Below are 16,794 nucleotides of genomic sequence, written 5' to 3'. Positions count from 1 at the left end.
TTTTTTACGAATTTCTCTTTTTGATCGGTTAAGCTGAGAAGTTGTCATTATATCTGTATATTCAATACCTGATAAAGTATATCTGGCAAATACATATATAAAGAAGATGATCAAACCAATAAATGTAGTTAATAAAAAATTCCAATCGATTATGGCAACGAAGTCCATGAAAATCAGCGTGAGTATTAAATACAAAGCTATAAGCTGCCGCCCTCTGCCAAAAAATATAGTATTGTCTGTTTTTTGTACTCATCTTTAGGTAGAAATACACTTAACCAAGAATTCATGAATTGTTCTCCTCCCAAAATAAATCATCTAATGTTACTTCTAATACTTTTGCTATTTTAATACATAATTGTAAAGTGGGATTGTACTGTCCTTTTTCTATTAATCCAATTGTTTGCCGTGTTATACCTGTACGTGCTGCTAATTGTTGTTGCGTAATACCTCTTTCCATTCTAGTTAATTTTACACGATTGATCATATCATTCTCCTTATAATGCAATGCATATATTACATATGTAAATTATATATTGCATTTACTAGCAATTCAATATATGTATAAATTAACCTTTCCAGAAGAAAATAAATATATGAAAAAAGGAGGATGATTCAAATGCCTGAAAAAAATAGCAATAATAATCAGTTCAAAGAAAATTCTAGTTCTGGTGAAAAACGTAACGGAAGAAAAAGCCCATTCAAAAATCATAGTGAAGGCCAAGGGACCACTCCAAATGAGTATAAAACTAGAAAATAATACTTAATTCTATGATAAAACGAGTGATTAGTAAGAACATAAACATTAATGTTCGGATTACAGAAAATTTTAGGCTTTGATTGTTATGGAAGACGGTGACTCCTGCTCAGGGTAACAGAGCTTGAAAATTGTAGGAAAAGGGGGTTTTCCTAGTTAGTTGAAGCCGTGACTGCGGAAAGCTCCGTCTGCAATGGAAATCAAACAGTGCTACATCCGTATTTTATACAAAATAATTAATTGTGAAATTGATTCATATGACAGTTTAAATTAATAATACGAAAAGACCACGAATAGAAATATTATAACGTGGTCTTTTCGCATGTGTATAGGAGGTTTAATTCGCTATAGAAAGAGGAATGAATTAAACTATATAATGACAGTAAAAGAATAGGAAAAGAGGTACATAGATGTTTCTAGCGTGGAATGAAATTAAAAATAATAAACTTCGATTTACCCTCGTTATCGGAGTATTAATGCTTGTTTCTTACCTTGTGTTCTTCTTATCTGGTCTAGCCAATGGTCTGGAGGATTTAAATAAAGAAGCAGTCGATAAATGGGAAGCAAACGGTATTATTCTTACTGAAGAATCTGATTTACGCTTACAACAATCCGTCATGCAAGCGGATGATTATCAAGGTGATGGTTCAGAGGAATATGCTGAATTAGGACAACAAAGTGCGATTGCTAGCAATGGAGATAATAAAGCAAATACATTTATATTTGGAATACATAAAGATGAATTCGTTATGCCGAATGTGACAGAGGGGGAGGAATTTGCTGATGAAGGTGAAGTAATTGCAGATGAATCCCTAAAACAAGAAGGATTTGCAGTAGGAGATGAATTATCTCTTTCTTCAATTGATGAGGTGTTAACCATTGTTGGCTTTACTGACAGTGCCCGATTTAATGCAGCTCCTGTTTTGTATACAGATTTTGAAACCTTACAAACGTTGCAATATGGAGATGCAGTAGAACAAGGAAGCGAACAAGTGAATGCATTTGTGGTTCGTTCAAATAACTTGGATGAAGTAACTGTAGATGAAGAACTACAAGTAGTCGATACACAAACATTTATCGAAAATCTTCCTGGTTATACAGAACAAAACTTAACATTATCATTCATGATATATTTCTTATTTGTTATCTCTGCGGTCATTTTAGCTATATTCTTATATGTATTGACCATTCAAAAAGTAAGTATTTTTGGCGTGATGAAGGCACAGGGTATCTCCTCTCGCTATTTAGCAAAATCAGTGATTGCGCAAACATTCCTTCTGTCACTAGCTGGAGTAATCATTGGATTAGTTTTGACAATTCTTACAGGTTATTTCTTGCCACCAGAAGTACCAGTTTCGTTTAATTATCTTGACATGTTTGTCTATGCTGTAGTTCTCATTCTTGTTTCGGTTATTGGAGCATTTATATCGGTGCAAACAATAGTAAAAATAGATCCATTGAAAGCGATTGGGGGCTAAATAACGATGACAATTTTACAACTAAAAAATGTTCAAAAAGTCTTTGGTTCTGGTCATACAAAAGTGGAGGCTATGAAGCAAACGGATTTCGAAGCAAAAGCAGGTGAACTCATTGCAGTGATTGGCCCATCTGGATCTGGAAAGAGTACTTTTTTAACCATAGCAGGTGGATTGCAAACCCCATCTAATGGTGATGTATATATAAATGGAACCCCGATAACTGAACTAAATGAGAAAAAACGTTCCAAAGTTCGTTTAAAAGAAGTAGGTTTTGTATTACAGGCTTCAAATCTTGTACCATTTTTAAATATAAAACAACAAATGCAATTATTAGATAAAGTAAAAAAGAATAATTTAAAAGGAGAAGAGTTAGAGCAATTATACACATCTTTAGGAATTGATCATTTACTAAAGAACTTTCCGAGCGACCTCTCTGGCGGAGAAAGACAGCGTGTTGCTATTGCTAAAGCACTCTATACAAATCCTAGCATTATACTTGCTGATGAACCAACTGCCTCGTTAGATTCAGATCGTGCATTTGAGGTTATGCGTATGTTGAAAGAAATTACGAAAGAAAAAAACACAACCACAATCGTTGTAACACATGATACAAGATTGATAGATGACTGTGACAAGGTGTACCAAATCACAGATGGAAAAATGGAATTACAATCAAAATTACAACCTGAGTAATAATAAAGAAAAAACCGTCTCATACATGCCTCGTATGAGACGGTTTTTTCTTTATTTAAATAGATTATCCTGTATGTAACGTACAATAATTCCCACTTCAGTGGGGGAAGAATGCCCCCGTTCATAAAAATGAAGTTTGGTTTTATGAGTTCATGGAACTAGAAATTTACAAATACTTAACACTTACCATAAACTTTCTTAATAATAACTTCCTATACTTACAAGTAAGGGCAGGAAATAAGCCCATAAATATACAAACACAAATTAGGGGGAGGACCTAAAAAATGAATTTCAAGAAGATTGCTTTTTTATTACTTATACCAATGTTGTTTGTGCTGTTAGCAGCATGTGGATCTGATGACGCAAATGGTGAATCTGATAATGAATCAGAGTCCACTGGTAATTCCGAAGAATTAGAAGGAAGCGTAGCAATTGATGGATCAGGTACGGTTTATCCACTAATGGCTCGTCTCGCAGAAGAGTATATGATAAATGAACAACCAGGAGTATCAGTAGAAGTTAGCCGTGCTGGAACAAGTGCTGGCTTTGAGAAATTCTTAGCCGAAAACGGGACAGACTTTAATGATGCTTCTCGTGTAATAAAAGAAGAGGAACAAGCAAAAGCCGATGAACTTGGTATTGATGTGAAAGAATTAAAGGTTGCACTTGATGGCTTAACTATTGTTACCCATCCAAATAATGATTGGGCAACGGAATTAACTCCAGAACAAGTTACAGGTATCTTTACTGGAGAATATACAAATTGGTCAGATATTGATTCTTCTTGGCCGGATGAACCAATACAAACATATGGACCAAATGAAAATCACGGAACGTATGAGTTCTTCTATGAAAATATATTAGAAGAACAGGATCTAGTGGATACAATTGATCTTCAACAAGACTATTCCACACTAGTAACGTTGATTTCGCAAGATGAAAATGCAATAGGATTCTTCGGATTTGGTTACTACGATAGCAATAAAGAGACCATTCAAGCAGTAAACATTGATTTCGGAGACGGACCTGTTGAACCATCACTAGACACAATTGCTGAAGATGGTGATTATGCAGACTTTACTAGACCAGTATTTACGTATCTTAATGTAGGTAACGCAGAAGAAAAACCTCAAGTCCTCGATTACGCGATTTATATTATGAATAACGTGAATACATTTGCAGGTGAAACAGGTTTTGCGCCAATTCCTGAAGAAGAGGCTCAAGGTCTTGTAGAAGAACTAGAAGCATTAAAATAAATTAGTCGAATATTCTTGTCGAGGTGAGGACCGATAATATTGTTGGTTCTCATCTTGTTGTAAGTGTAAGCGCGAAGAAGGAGTGCTTTAAGAATGGCAGCAAGCAGCGAAAATAAAAATACTGCTTCTGTTAGAGAAATGATTGAGGCGAATAAGCAAAAGAAGAGTGTTTCTCAAATCACAGAGAAACTAGTACCAGTATTTCTGGTATTAATTGCCTCCATATCGATTCTAACAACGGCAGGTATTATATATACGTTATTAGCTGAATCAATAGAGTTTTTTCAACGAATACCGATTATTGAATTCTTCACAGGTACAGTATTAAAACCACTAAGTCAAAATCCGGAATTTGGTGTCCTCCCATTATTAACCGGTACTATAATATCTTCGATCATTGCAATGTTAGTTGCAGGACCAGTAGGTTTGATGTCAGCTGTTTACCTGAGTGAATTTGCATCAGATAAAGTACGTCGTGCAGTAAAACCTTTATTAGAAATACTAGCAGGAATTCCTACGATTGTTTATGGTTTCTTTGCATTCACTTTCGTAACACCATTGATTCGGATGGTGTTTCCTTCCGTAGAAGCTACTAATATCCTAAGTCCTGGTATCGTCATGGGGGTAATGATTATCCCTATGATTGCTTCTTTATCAGAAGATGCAATGTCTTCTGTACCGAACTCAATGCGTGAAGGAGCATTAGCGTTAGGTGCAACGAGATTAGAAACAACATTTAAAGTCGTAATTCCAGCTGCTTTATCTGGAATTATCTCTTCATTTGTACTAGGTATATCCCGTGCAATTGGAGAAACAATGATTGTGACAATTGCAAGCGGTAGTTCGAAAAACTTCACTTTTGATATCACGCAATCCATGCAAACAATGACTGCGTATATCGTTGAAGTCTCTGGAGGAGAGGCTCCAGCAGGATCGACAATCTATTACAGTTTATATGCAGTAGCACTAACATTATTTGTTTTCACTTTAATCATGAACTTACTAGCAAGATATATTTCCCGTAAGTTTAGGGAGGAATACTAGATGAGCACAAAGTATGTGGATATAGAACAAGTACAGAAACGGATGTCATCTCGTATCCGAAAAAATAATTTCTCAAAGTATCTATTTTTAGCAGCAACAATGTTCGGATTAGTAGTATTGGCAGTTTTAATTGTTCGAGTACTGACACAAGGGGTCACTTATATTAATTGGGATTTCATAACGGGTCACTTATCTACAGCACCTGAGAGAGCAGGAATTATGGGAGCAATTTTAGGAACAGCTTGGTTAATGCTGATTGTAATCCCTGTTACGATGCTAATTGGTGTTGGGACAGCAATATACTTGGAGTTGTATGCAAAAAAAGGCAAATTCCAATCGTTTATTGCAACAAATATTTCTAACCTTGCTGGTGTTCCGTCGATTGTATATGGTTTACTCGGTTTAACCTTATTCGTCCGTGCTTTAGAATTCGGGAATGTCATCTTAGCTGGAGGATTAACTTTATCTCTTCTAGTATTACCAATTGTTATTGTGGCATCACAAGAAGCAATTCGCGCGGTTCCTGGTCACCTTAGTGAAGCATCTTATGGTATGGGAGCAACAAAATGGCAAACCGTGAAAAAAATAGTGTTACCAGCTGCCTTACCGGGGATATTAACCGGGTCGATTCTAGCCTTATCTAGAGCGATTGGGGAAACTGCACCACTTACGGTGTTAGGAATCCCGGCATTGCTCATTCCGTTTCCTGGAGGACTATTTGATACGTTTACTGCCTTACCAATGCAAATTTATTACTGGACGTTAGATTCTTCGTTGGTCGCAGAGTATGCATATCTAGCAGCAGCAACAATTATTGTATTGCTAGTTTTACTGTTCCTATTAAACTCGATTGCTATTATTATCCGAAATAAATTTCAGCAGCGATATTAAAGGTTAGTGAAAGGAAGGGAAAAATATGAGTTTATTAACAGCGGACAAGAAAGTACAAGTAGACATTAATAATAATGAAAAAAAAGCACCTGTTAGTAATAAAAAAATAGTATATGATACAAAAGATCTCAACTTATGGTACGGGGAAACACATGCGTTAAAAGATATTAACTTAGCTATAAATGAAAAAGAAGTAACTGCAATTATTGGACCATCTGGCTGTGGAAAATCAACGTATATAAAGACGTTGAACCGAATGGTGGAATTAGTGCCAACGGTAAAAACAACTGGAGCTATCACTTATAAAGGGAAGAATATTTTAGATCGCTCGTTTAAAGTAGAGGACCTGCGTACACATGTAGGTATGGTTTTCCAAAAGCCAAATCCTTTTCCGAAGTCTATATATGAAAATGTAGCATATGGTCCAAAAATCCACGGTATTAAGAATAAAAAAATACTTGATGAGATTGTAGAAAAGAGTTTACGTGGTGCATCTATTTGGGACGAAGTAAAAGATCGTCTGAACGAGAATGCTTATGGACTGTCAGGTGGACAACAGCAACGTTTATGTATCGCACGTTGCTTAGCAATTGAACCAAATGTAATCCTAATGGATGAACCAACATCTGCCTTAGACCCTAAATCCACGCTTCGTATTGAAGAACTTGTGCAGGAATTGAAAAAAGATTATTCCATTATAATTGTAACCCATAATATGCAACAAGCTGCACGAATCTCTGATAAAACAGCATTCTTCTTAAACGGAGAAGTTATAGAATTTGATGATACAAATCGTATCTTTACTAAACCTTCAGATCAAAGAACCGAAGATTATATCTCCGGTCGATTTGGTTAAAATATATAATCTCCCTATTTGGTTGTTGAGAAAATATCTCAGCAACTTTTTTGTTTGGTTAATTTCATGATTGCCAAGTTTCATACAAAATATCGCATTCATGAAAGTAATTCATCTTGGAAGAAGTAAATAAAAAAGCAGACCTTAAAATAGGTATGCCTCTATCTACATGATATAAAAAATTAAAATATAAGTCTATAATTATTTTTTAATTATGGGAAAATAATAGATGCGCACAATTAAATGGAGTAACGTTACTCCTCTTTATCACTAATTTAAGGAGGAGAAGGAATGAAGATGTCAACAGAGGAAGCAATAATGAGGTGGAATAAAGCGGCGGATAGCTTTATTTCTAATTATGACGAGAATGGTGGAGTGAACAGAAAAGTACTGCTTAACCCAGCAATATTTGAATTATTAGGTGAAGTAAGTGGAAAAGTATTGTTAGATGCTGGTTGTGGGGAAGGTTACTTAAGTAGAATATTAGCTCAACAGGGAGCTTCTATAACTGCAGTCGATTATTCTGAACGAATGTTGGAACTAGCAAAGGAAAGGACAACAGATAATTCCATTAAATATGAATTTGGAAATATAGAAAATATGCATTTCCTTCCATCACAATCTTTTGATAAGATTGTATCTAACATGGTTATTCAAGATTTAGAGAAGTATGAATTGGCGATAAAAGAAATGTATCGCTTACTGAAAAGGGATGGTACTTTTGTGTTTTCCATATTACATCCCTGCTTTATTACGCCAAATAGTGGGTGGATAAAGGATACGAAAGGACAGAAATTATATTGGAAAGTAGATCGTTATTTCTATGAAGGAGTGTATGATCAAAACTTTCCAGCTAATTCTGATGAGAAAGTCGTTTATTATCATCGGACACTCATGAGTTATATGAAAACATTTCGGAATGCAGGGTTTACTTTAAATGATATTATTGAACCGAAAGCTTCTTCTGAAGATTTGTTGTTATACCCGAAGTTTAAAGAGGATTTAAATTGTCCAAATTTCATTGTATTTCAATTAAGTAAAAAAGGTTAAGCTAGTTCAAAGTATAAAAATTTTTAACTAAAAACAATTAAGGTGAGACCTCATACATTAGTTTGGAGAGGCTCACCATTTGTTTTAAGTCATGATTGTAAGAGTTGAGAAAGGAACAGTGATGAAGGTGGTTTACGTTGGGAAAGTAATTATACATACGTTATTACTTATTATTTTATATCAAATTGGAACATGGATACATGAGTTTTTTGATTTAACCCTACCAGGAAGTGTTATTGGAATGATTTTATTATTTGTTTTATTAAGTACCGGGTTGGTCAAACCATCATGGGTAGACCAAGGAGCATTACTCTTAGTAAAACACTTGCCGTTATTCTTCATTCCTGCAACAGTAGGTATTGTTTCTTTTTTAGATCTTTTTACGGGAAGTGGTTTACTGTTAATTGTTATTATCATTATAAGTACTGCACTAGTAATCGTGATATCTGGACATGTTAGTCAATGGCTGGTTAGGAAGAAGGAATTAAAACATGATTAATTTAGTATTGACGATCATATTTATCATTGGCACAATGTCTATTTATATTTTGTCACGCAAATTAAATAAGAAATGGAATCATCCACTGACATTACCCGTATTAGTAAGTTCGGTTGTCATCATTGTTATCTTATTAATAAGTAAAATCCCCTATGAGACATATATGGTTGGTGGAGAATGGATACACTATCTGTTAGGACCAGCGGTAGTTGCACTAGCTTATCCGCTTTATATACGACGACGATTGTTGTTAAAATGGCTATTTCCGATATTCATGGGTACAATTGTAGGGGCGTTTATTGGGATTCTCTCTGGTATTATTTTAGCGAAGTTGTTACAAGTAGACGAAACAATCATTTACTCTCTTGTTCCAAAATCGGTCACAACACCAATTGCTATAGAAGTAACAAATATTATTGGTGGAGAAGTCTCTTTAACGGCTGTTTTTGTTATTATGGCTGGAATAAGTGGAGTATTTATGAGAGGCTTCCTTTTTAAAACCATGCGAATAGAACATGTTGTAGGAAGAGGAGTGGGTATCGGCAGTGCATCCCATGCAATAGGTTCTGCGCATTCATTAGAAATAGATGAGTTGGAAGGCACATTAGGTACAGTGGCCATGGTGGTTAGCGCGGTAATTGTATCGATGCTTGCTCCGTTATTGGTGTCTTTGATTTTTTAAATGATTAAGTTTGAAAGAAATTAGTAATGGGAACAACATACATTAGAAGATGAATTAGTTAACTAGAAGGAGTTGTTATAAATGAATGTACTAGTAATTGGAGCAAATGGACAAATTGGAACGCATCTTGTAAATCAATTACAAGCCAATAAAGATCATGATGTTACTGCGATGGTACGTAAAGAAGAACAACTAGAAGAGTTTAAGCAACGTGGAATTAATGCAGTCCTAGCAAATTTAGAGGATAGTGTAGAAGATCTTGCCAAAGCAATGAAAGGAGCCGATGCAGTTGTATTTACGGCTGGTTCAGGTGGTAACACAGGCGCGGATAAAACACTACTCATCGATTTAGATGGTGCTGTCAAATCCATCGAAGCTGCTGAAAAAACTGGTGTAAAACGTTTTGTTATGATTAGTGCTTTCCAAGCTCATAATCGTGATAGTTGGGCAGACAATCCAATTAAGCATTATATGGTAGCGAAGCATTTTGCCGATGAAAAATTAACAGAAAGCAGCCTTGATTATACAATCATTCGACCAGGTGGATTGTTAAATGATCCTGCTATTGGCAAGATTCAAGCTAGTGAAAATCTAGAAAGAGGCTCTATCCCTCGTGAAGATGTAGCATCGACCGTTGTAGAAGTGCTAGATGCCCAAAACACGTACCATAAAGGTTTTGATTTAATATCTGGCGAAACTTCCATTAAAGATGCAGTAGAAAAAATATAATATTGAATATTATGATAAAACAATGAGGTTGGGACATAACACAGAGTTTTAGTCAAAAGACGGATGATAACTAGAAATAAGTGTAGGAAATATATTGAGACTCTTATGAGAGGAAAGCTCACCAGCCGCCTTAGGATAAGCGGAGTATATTTCTAAAAACGATTTTTCAAAGGCCATCTATTCTTATTTATCTTTTGAACGTAAATACTTTGTCCCAGCCTCTTTTTATTCTGAACATTATATTCCAACCCTTATTAATTAATAAGGGTTGTCTCTAGTTTGTTCTAATTACTCGGTAGTTTACAAATTGAATGATTGATATGCCTTTTTTAAATCAAATAATCAGAAAAAATAAACATTTTGCGAACCTCTTGAATTATTATGCATATTAATGCATAATAATTCATTAACAGGATATATCGGAGAGGGGAATGCAAAATGGCGAAAGAAAAGATTGTATTAGCATATTCTGGAGGATTAGACACCTCTGTTGCAGTTAAATGGTTACAGGATAAATACAATTATGATGTGATTGCAGTTGCTTTAGATGTAGGAGAAGGTAAGGATTTAGATTTTGTGAAGAAGAAGGCATTGGACGTAGGAGCTATCAAATCTTATGTAATTGATGCGAAAAATTTATTTGCGGAAGAGTATGTTTTACCTGCATTACAAGCAAATCTATTATATGAAGGAAAGTACCCTTTAATTTCAGCTTTGTCTAGGCCTCTTATTTCTAAGATTTTAGTAGATATTGCAGAGGAAGAAGGAGCTGTTGCCGTTGCACATGGTTGCACTGGAAAAGGAAATGACCAAGTGCGATTTGATGTATCGTTTACTGCACTAAACCCTGACCTTAAAATTGTTGCACCAGTACGTGAATGGGCAATGTCAAGAGAAGAAGAGATTGAGTATGCGAAGTCACATGGCATTCCAATTCCAATTAACCTAGATAGCCCTTATAGTATTGATCAGAATCTATGGGGAAGAAGTAATGAATGTGGCATTTTGGAGGATCCATGGGCAGAAGCACCTAAAGATGCTTTTGATTTAACTACAGATCCAGTAGATGCACCTGAAGATCCAGAAGTTATCCAAATCACATTCGAAAAAGGGAAGCCAGTCTCTATCGATGGTAAAGAAATGCCATTAGATGAATTAATTCTAGAATTAAATATGATTGCTGGTAAACATGGCGTTGGCAGAATAGACCACGTGGAGAACCGTTTAGTAGGAATCAAATCAAGAGAGATATATGAAGCGCCAGCAGCAACTACGTTAATTGCTGCACATCAGGAATTAGAAGCATTAACATTACCGAGAGAAGTAGCGGAATTCAAACCGACAATTGAACAGAAATTAGCACAAACAGTTTATTATGGATTATGGTATTCACCTTTAACAGAAGCATTACAATCTTTTATTCAGAAGACACAAGAGCATGTATCTGGAACAGTAAAAGTGAAGTTATATAAAGGTCATGCACAAGTAATTGGAAGAGAGTCTAAAAACTCCCTTTATGATTTTGACTTAGCGACTTACAACAAAGCAGATGCATTTGATCATGATGCTGCATTAGGATTTATCAAACTATGGGGACTACCTACACAGGTTCACTCCTCAGTAAATGGACCTCAAGATCAAAAGTCGATTGAAAAAGTAGATTTGGAAGTAAAGGAAGCTGTGAAACCATGAAACTATGGGGTGGAAGATTTACAAAACCTACCAACGAATTGGTAGATGAATATGCGTCGTCTATTCAATTTGACAAAAAACTAGCTGTATACGATGTACAGGGCAGTCTCGCTCATGTTGCAATGTTAAAAAAATGTGAGATTATACCTTCTGAAGATGCAAACACGATTGCTGAAGGTCTGAAAAAAGTTTTATCTAAAATTGAAGCAGGTGAAGCAGAACTTTCTAATGAACATGAAGACATTCATATGAATGTTGAAAAACTACTAATTGATGAAGTGGGTCCAGTCGGCGGGAGACTTCATACTGGCCGTAGCAGAAATGATCAAGTAGCTTTAGATATGCGTTTGTATTTAAGGGATGCGATTGCCGAACTGTCCGATCTATTGAAGACAGTTCAGCAATCATTAATTACTCAGGCGAAAGCAAACATTGATACAGTAATGCCAGGTTATACGCACTTGCAACGGGCGCAACCTGTTCTTTTTGCGCATCATATGATGGCTTATGTATTTATGTTTCAGCGTGACGTTGAACGTTTTCAAGATAGTCTAAAGCGAGTCAATAAATCACCTTTAGGAGCTGGAGCTCTTGCAGGAACTACTTTTCCAATTGATCGTCACTTCGTTGCTGATGAGCTAGGATTTGATGGGATTTGTGAGAATAGTCTAGATGCCGTCAGTGATCGTGATTTTGTTGTAGAGTTCTTATCCAATTCTGCACTTGTTTCTACTCACTTATCGAGACTTTGTGAGGAACTTGTTCAGTGGTCTAGTGCTGAATTTAACTTTGTTGAGTTAGATGATTCTTTTACCACAGGAAGCAGCATGATGCCGCAGAAGAAGAATCCAGATGTCGCTGAATTAGTCAGAGGAAAAACAGGGAGAGTATATGGACATTTAATGGGGATGTTAACCACATTGAAAGGTCTTCCGCTAGCGTACAACAAAGATATGCAAGAAGACAAGGAAGGTATGTTCGATGCACATGAAACATTAAAAGGTGCCTTGCAATTATTTGCGCCAATGATAGAATCGATGAAAGTAAATAAAGAAAGTATGTATAAAGCAGTGTCCAATGATTATTCTAATGCAACTGACCTTGCGGATTATCTTGTAAATAAGGGAATGACATTCCGAGAGTCACATGCAGTCGTAGGAGATGTTGTTTTAAATTGTATAGAGCAAAATAAATATTTACTTGATCTCACATTAAAGGAGTTTAAGCAATACACAGAAGTTATTGATGAAGATATCTTTGATGTTTTAATGCCAGAAGCAGTTGTAAATGCTCGGTCGGTTGAAGGTGGCACTGCAAAAGATAGCGTTCTTCATCAAATTACGAAGGCAGAGAAATTATTGGAATCCGCTAAGTAGAATAGGGTATAGTAGAGGATAGTTACTCTGTTTGAAAAGGCGGTATGGCATATGAAATTAATTGCATCTGATTTAGATGGTACACTTCTGAAAGAAGATGGAACAATTAGTGAAGCAAATCAAAAAGCAATACAAACAGCTATAGACAAAGGAATTGAATTTATTGTTGCTACCGGAAGATCTTATGATGCTGCAAGTATTCCTCTTAAAAAAGCTGGGATAAACTGTCCAGTGATTAGTTTGAATGGTGCTGTCACGTATACTAAAGATAAACAAATTATCCGAAGTATCCCATTAGATAAAGATGTGGCGAAACAAATTACCGATGTTTGTGATCAAGAAGGCATGTATATTGAACTTTTCACAAATAGAGGGATATTTTCCGGAAGTAGAGAGTATTTTCTAGAAGTAATGGTTGATATTATGACTTCTGCAAATCCGGATATATCGGAGGCAGATGTTCGTCAACAAGCAGAACGTCGCTTTCAATTTGAACCGGTAGAATTTATAGATAATTATCATGAAGTGATGGATTCAACTGAAATTAAAGTTTATAAGATATTAGTATTTGCTACAGAACCTCAGCAGTTATCAAATGCAAGTGAAAAGTTAAGAAGTGAAGAAGGGGTTGTCATTACTTCTTCTGGCGAAATTAATTTAGAATTCAACCACCCTGAAGCACAAAAAGGGTTAGCGGTAGAGCAATATGTTCAACAAAAACAATGGACGATGGAAGATGTTATGTCAATTGGAGATAATTGGAATGATGCAAGTATGCTTCAGATGGCAGGTCGTGGTGTTGCAATGGGGAATGCAGCAGATGAAATAAAAATGTTATGTAGTTATACAACTTTAACTAATCGTGATGATGGTGTTGCAATTGCGATTGATGAAATGCTTAAGGAACAACAAAGGGCAATAGACGCATCTTTGTAATATTGATGAAAGAACTAAACTATAACCAGTGTATATGAAAATACAAATGGTTATAGTTTTTTATTACATTTTTGTATTAATTGCTGAAATCGTATGTTTGTATAGAACATCAACATGGCAGTATTCGTTCTGATTTTTAAAGTGCACTACTGTTAAGAGTGTGCTAGTATTTGTTCATAAATAACTAAAACGATAATATGTACAACATTCGACGGGAAAGGAGTACTCTATGACTGAAAAGGCTAAAAAGAAGCAAGAAATTCTCGATGCTTTCCAATTTAGACATGCTACAAAAGAATACGATAATAGCAAGAAGATTACAGACGAAGATTTTAATTTTATATTAGAAACGGGTAGATTATCACCGAGCTCATTCGGTTTTGAGCCTTGGAAATTTTTAATCGTGCAAAGTTCTGATTTTAGAGAGAAATTAATGAAACTAGCTTCAGGAGCAGAGCAAAAACTTAGTGGAGCAAGTCATTTTGTGATTATACTTGCTCGAGTAGATGTTCAATATGATTCAGAATATGTGGCTAATCATCTAAAAACTGTTCAACAAATGCCTGATGAAGTTACAAATATGATCTTAAAAGGGTTAAAACTATTTCAAGAAAACTTTTGGCAATTAACTAATGATCGTAGTTTATTTGATTGGTCCTCAAAGCAAACATATATCGCATTAGCGAATATGATGACAGCTGCTGCTCAAATTGGCATTGATTCTACACCAATAGAAGGATTTATATATAAGGATGTATATAACCTGCTTGAAAGTGAAGGCTTATTAGAAGAAGGACGATATAAGCCTTCCGTAATGGCGGCTTTTGGATATCGGAAGAAAGAACCGAACAGACTTAAAGCAAGAAAAAGTTTAAATGAAATTGTGGAATGGTTGTAGCTCAACCGAGTTGAATTGATAATCACTAAGTTTCATTTAACAAAACGAATATTTTAGTGATGGTCATATAATAAAACTCGACTTTGATTGTAATGGAAGACGGTTGTCCATGCTCAGGAGAGGAGGGGTGAAAATCCACTAGGAAAAGAGGCCCTCTTTTCCTAGTTAGTTAAAGCCTTGCCTGCAGAAGGCAGCCGGATTTCAGCCAAATATCTAATTATGAAATTGATTCATAATATAGTGGTTCTTTACATTACTTAAAAAGACAAATAGCGGTGCGTTCTATGCATTATTTCACCCTAAATCTGTTTTAGGCTGATAGGAAAAATAATCAAAATCAGCATGAAGGCCTTCGCCACTTGTATCTTGGCATTGCATACCAACAAATGCTCCAGTAAAGAATCCTCCACCTTGTACATAATCATCTGATAGTTTGTAAGATTGTAAGATAACAGGAATAGCAATCCAATCGTCACCATCCAATGAATAATAATATTGGTAGTCATTATAATTTACGACTACCTTTAAAAAGACATTTTCTTGCCTGTTCGGGATTTCAATTTCATTATGCAGTAACGGTTGGTCAAACTTGAAATTATCACAAGTGGTTAAGGATAATACTTTGCCTTTTTCCTCATCCCAGGTAATTTGAAGTGCAGACCAATTCTCTGTATTATAATAATTCACTAAACCAGCAGCTTGTTGAAATGATGTTGGCTGGAAATTGACTTTAGTCTCTGCAGTAAAAGCAAAATGTTGCCATCTTCTAGCGACAAAAGATTGAGTGAATTTGGATGTTAAAGACTCTCTTCCATATAGTCTTAAATATCCTGGACGCTCTTGTAATGTTTTTATGTTTTCATTTAATGGAATCCGTAATGTCTGATAGTCTAGGCTTAATTGATCCCCATCAAAATGATCCATGATAGGTTGAGAGTATTCGAAAGGATATTCTGGTATGGATGGTCCTTTTATTTCCCATGAAGGTTGATTTCCACCAACTACATAAGGCCAGTCATTTTTCCATTCTAACCGCTGTATTGCAGTTTCTCTGCCTAAAGGACAATATCCTCTTGAGTCTAAAACTGGTTGTTTTTCTCTTGGCAGTGGTCTGCCGGTAAGATGTACCATAAACCATTCATCAGTATGCGTGTGCACAATTGATGCATGACCAGCTTTTTGTAAGGGATTTCTAGGATGAGTATACGAGCTAATAATCGGATTCTCGGGATGTACTTCATAAGTTCCCCGTAAATTTTTAGATCGTGCGATTGTAGCTTGATGATTAAATCTAGTGCCACCTTCAGCGGTAAGGAGATAATAGTAGCCGTTTATTTTATAAAGATGGGGTGCTTCTGTAAGCATAACATCAGTACCTTTAAAAATAATTTCTTTTTCCCCAACTAATTTCTGTTTAATCGAATCATATTCTTGTAAAACGATTCCATAAAATGGATGATTTCCTACTCTTGAATCCCAAACCATATTAACTAAATATTTTTTCCCGTCTTCATCATGAAATAACGATGGATCAAATCCTGAACTATTTAAATGGATTGGTTCAGACCATTCTCCATCAATAGAATCACTAGTCACTAGATAATTATGACAATCTTTCCATTGCCCTTCGGTTACTTTTACATCTGTATAAATAAGCCAATACTTTCCTTCATTGTAAGATAAGGCTGGAGCCCATACCCCGCCAGAATTGGGGTTACCCATCATATTTAATTGAGATAGACGATTTAAGGGTCTCGAAACTAACTTCCAGTTTTTTAAGTCTTTTGAATGATAGATTCCTACACCTGGAAACCATTCAAAGGTAGATACAGCAATGAAATAGTCTTCTCCAACTCGACAAATGCTCGGATCTGGGTTGAAACCAGTTAAAATAGGATTTTGAATCGTTGTCATATCTTCACCTCATTTTATTTTATTAAGAGTGAGTAACCATTTGTAG

17 protein-coding genes are annotated in these 16,794 nt (G+C 35.5%); 15 read left to right on the top strand and 2 right to left on the bottom strand.

Annotation, left to right across the window (positions count from 1 at the left end; translation table 11 throughout):
- Positions 1 to 283: 283 nt before the first annotated feature.
- A complete protein-coding gene (locus tag AQ616_RS01145; RefSeq protein WP_069684804.1) occupies positions 284 to 484 on the bottom strand; it encodes a helix-turn-helix transcriptional regulator in 201 nt (66 codons plus the stop codon).
- Positions 485 to 616: 132 nt separating this feature from the next.
- Here AQ616_RS01145 and AQ616_RS19500 point away from each other — a divergent pair, with 132 nt between their 5' ends.
- From AQ616_RS19500 to AQ616_RS01075, 15 genes are all read left to right on the top strand, one after another.
- A complete protein-coding gene (locus AQ616_RS19500) occupies positions 617 to 757 on the top strand; it encodes a hypothetical protein (RefSeq protein WP_168156622.1) in 141 nt (46 codons plus the stop codon).
- 407 nt (positions 758 to 1,164) lie between these two features.
- A complete protein-coding gene (locus AQ616_RS01140; protein WP_069684803.1) occupies positions 1,165 to 2,232 on the top strand; it encodes an ABC transporter permease in 1,068 nt (355 codons plus the stop codon).
- Positions 2,233 to 2,238: 6 nt separating this feature from the next.
- Entirely contained in the window at positions 2,239 to 2,925 is a 687-nt protein-coding gene (locus AQ616_RS01135) for an ABC transporter ATP-binding protein (RefSeq protein ID WP_017798361.1), read from the top strand.
- A gap of 284 nt (positions 2,926 to 3,209) precedes the next feature.
- A complete protein-coding gene (locus tag AQ616_RS01130) occupies positions 3,210 to 4,181 on the top strand; it encodes a PstS family phosphate ABC transporter substrate-binding protein (protein ID WP_069684802.1) in 972 nt (323 codons plus the stop codon).
- Between the two features lie 93 nt (positions 4,182 to 4,274).
- Positions 4,275 to 5,225, top strand: a complete 951-nt coding sequence (gene pstC, locus AQ616_RS01125) for a phosphate ABC transporter permease subunit PstC (RefSeq protein ID WP_017798359.1) — start codon at positions 4,275 to 4,277, stop codon at positions 5,223 to 5,225.
- The gene (gene pstA / locus AQ616_RS01120) at positions 5,226 to 6,116 is read left to right on the top strand and encodes a phosphate ABC transporter permease PstA (RefSeq protein WP_017798358.1); all 891 of its coding nucleotides are present in this window, start codon (positions 5,226 to 5,228) and stop codon (positions 6,114 to 6,116) included.
- A gap of 25 nt (positions 6,117 to 6,141) precedes the next feature.
- A complete protein-coding gene (gene pstB, locus AQ616_RS01115) occupies positions 6,142 to 6,972 on the top strand; it encodes a phosphate ABC transporter ATP-binding protein PstB (RefSeq protein WP_017798357.1) in 831 nt (276 codons plus the stop codon).
- 291 nt (positions 6,973 to 7,263) lie between these two features.
- Positions 7,264 to 8,022, top strand: coding sequence for a class I SAM-dependent methyltransferase (locus tag AQ616_RS01110; RefSeq protein WP_017798356.1), 759 nt, complete (start codon positions 7,264 to 7,266; stop codon positions 8,020 to 8,022).
- Positions 8,023 to 8,113: 91 nt separating this feature from the next.
- The gene (locus AQ616_RS01105) at positions 8,114 to 8,521 is read left to right on the top strand and encodes a CidA/LrgA family protein (RefSeq protein WP_077596955.1); all 408 of its coding nucleotides are present in this window, start codon (positions 8,114 to 8,116) and stop codon (positions 8,519 to 8,521) included.
- Complete coding sequence (locus AQ616_RS01100; RefSeq protein WP_017798354.1) at positions 8,514 to 9,203, top strand: LrgB family protein; 690 nt, start codon at positions 8,514 to 8,516, stop codon at positions 9,201 to 9,203. The genes AQ616_RS01105 and AQ616_RS01100 overlap by 8 nt, the downstream gene beginning before the upstream one ends.
- An 81-nt stretch (positions 9,204 to 9,284) precedes the next feature.
- A complete protein-coding gene (locus AQ616_RS01095) occupies positions 9,285 to 9,932 on the top strand; it encodes an SDR family oxidoreductase (RefSeq protein WP_017798353.1) in 648 nt (215 codons plus the stop codon).
- 438 nt (positions 9,933 to 10,370) lie between these two features.
- Complete coding sequence (locus AQ616_RS01090; protein WP_017798352.1) at positions 10,371 to 11,624, top strand: argininosuccinate synthase; 1,254 nt, start codon at positions 10,371 to 10,373, stop codon at positions 11,622 to 11,624.
- A complete protein-coding gene (argH, locus tag AQ616_RS01085; protein ID WP_069684801.1) occupies positions 11,621 to 13,000 on the top strand; it encodes an argininosuccinate lyase in 1,380 nt (459 codons plus the stop codon). Before AQ616_RS01090 ends, argH begins: the two co-directional genes overlap by 4 nt.
- 51 nt (positions 13,001 to 13,051) lie before the next feature.
- Positions 13,052 to 13,936, top strand: coding sequence for a Cof-type HAD-IIB family hydrolase (locus AQ616_RS01080; RefSeq protein ID WP_069684800.1), 885 nt, complete (start codon positions 13,052 to 13,054; stop codon positions 13,934 to 13,936).
- A 229-nt stretch (positions 13,937 to 14,165) separates the two neighbouring features.
- Positions 14,166 to 14,834 carry an NAD(P)H-dependent oxidoreductase gene (locus AQ616_RS01075; RefSeq protein WP_017798349.1) on the top strand — a complete coding sequence of 223 codons (669 nt, stop codon included), beginning with the start codon at positions 14,166 to 14,168 and terminating at the stop codon, positions 14,832 to 14,834.
- Between the two features lie 294 nt (positions 14,835 to 15,128).
- Here the strand turns inward: AQ616_RS01075 and AQ616_RS01070 are convergent, their stop codons facing one another.
- On the bottom strand, positions 15,129 to 16,748 hold the full coding sequence (locus AQ616_RS01070) for a glycoside hydrolase family 43 protein (protein ID WP_069684799.1): 1,620 nt from the start codon (positions 16,746 to 16,748) through the stop codon (positions 15,129 to 15,131).
- Positions 16,749 to 16,794: the final 46 nt, after the last annotated feature.

This window comes from Oceanobacillus sp. E9, from assembly GCF_001741975.1.
Classification (GTDB): Bacteria; Bacillota; Bacilli; order Bacillales; family Amphibacillaceae; genus Oceanobacillus; species Oceanobacillus kimchii.
Note: the sequence above shows the minus strand (reverse complement) of the source record. Positions and strands in the feature narration are given on the sequence as shown.

Coding starts and splice junctions, on each gene's coding strand:
- AQ616_RS01140 (WP_069684803.1), top strand. CDS start 1,165: ATGTTTCTAGCGTGGAATGAAATTAAAAATAATAAACTTCGATTTACC.
- AQ616_RS01135 (WP_017798361.1), top strand. CDS start 2,239: ATGACAATTTTACAACTAAAAAATGTTCAAAAAGTCTTTGGTTCTGGT.
- AQ616_RS01090 (WP_017798352.1), top strand. CDS start 10,371: ATGGCGAAAGAAAAGATTGTATTAGCATATTCTGGAGGATTAGACACC.
- pstA (WP_017798358.1), top strand. CDS start 5,226: ATGAGCACAAAGTATGTGGATATAGAACAAGTACAGAAACGGATGTCA.
- AQ616_RS01070 (WP_069684799.1), bottom strand. CDS start 16,748: ATGACAACGATTCAAAATCCTATTTTAACTGGTTTCAACCCAGATCCG.
- argH (WP_069684801.1), top strand. CDS start 11,621: ATGAAACTATGGGGTGGAAGATTTACAAAACCTACCAACGAATTGGTA.
- AQ616_RS01075 (WP_017798349.1), top strand. CDS start 14,166: ATGACTGAAAAGGCTAAAAAGAAGCAAGAAATTCTCGATGCTTTCCAA.
- AQ616_RS01095 (WP_017798353.1), top strand. CDS start 9,285: ATGAATGTACTAGTAATTGGAGCAAATGGACAAATTGGAACGCATCTT.
- pstC (WP_017798359.1), top strand. CDS start 4,275: ATGGCAGCAAGCAGCGAAAATAAAAATACTGCTTCTGTTAGAGAAATG.
- AQ616_RS01105 (WP_077596955.1), top strand. CDS start 8,114: ATGATTGTAAGAGTTGAGAAAGGAACAGTGATGAAGGTGGTTTACGTT.
- AQ616_RS01110 (WP_017798356.1), top strand. CDS start 7,264: ATGAAGATGTCAACAGAGGAAGCAATAATGAGGTGGAATAAAGCGGCG.
- pstB (WP_017798357.1), top strand. CDS start 6,142: ATGAGTTTATTAACAGCGGACAAGAAAGTACAAGTAGACATTAATAAT.
- AQ616_RS01080 (WP_069684800.1), top strand. CDS start 13,052: ATGAAATTAATTGCATCTGATTTAGATGGTACACTTCTGAAAGAAGAT.
- AQ616_RS19500 (WP_168156622.1), top strand. CDS start 617: ATGCCTGAAAAAAATAGCAATAATAATCAGTTCAAAGAAAATTCTAGT.
- AQ616_RS01100 (WP_017798354.1), top strand. CDS start 8,514: ATGATTAATTTAGTATTGACGATCATATTTATCATTGGCACAATGTCT.
- AQ616_RS01145 (WP_069684804.1), bottom strand. CDS start 484: ATGATCAATCGTGTAAAATTAACTAGAATGGAAAGAGGTATTACGCAA.
- AQ616_RS01130 (WP_069684802.1), top strand. CDS start 3,210: ATGAATTTCAAGAAGATTGCTTTTTTATTACTTATACCAATGTTGTTT.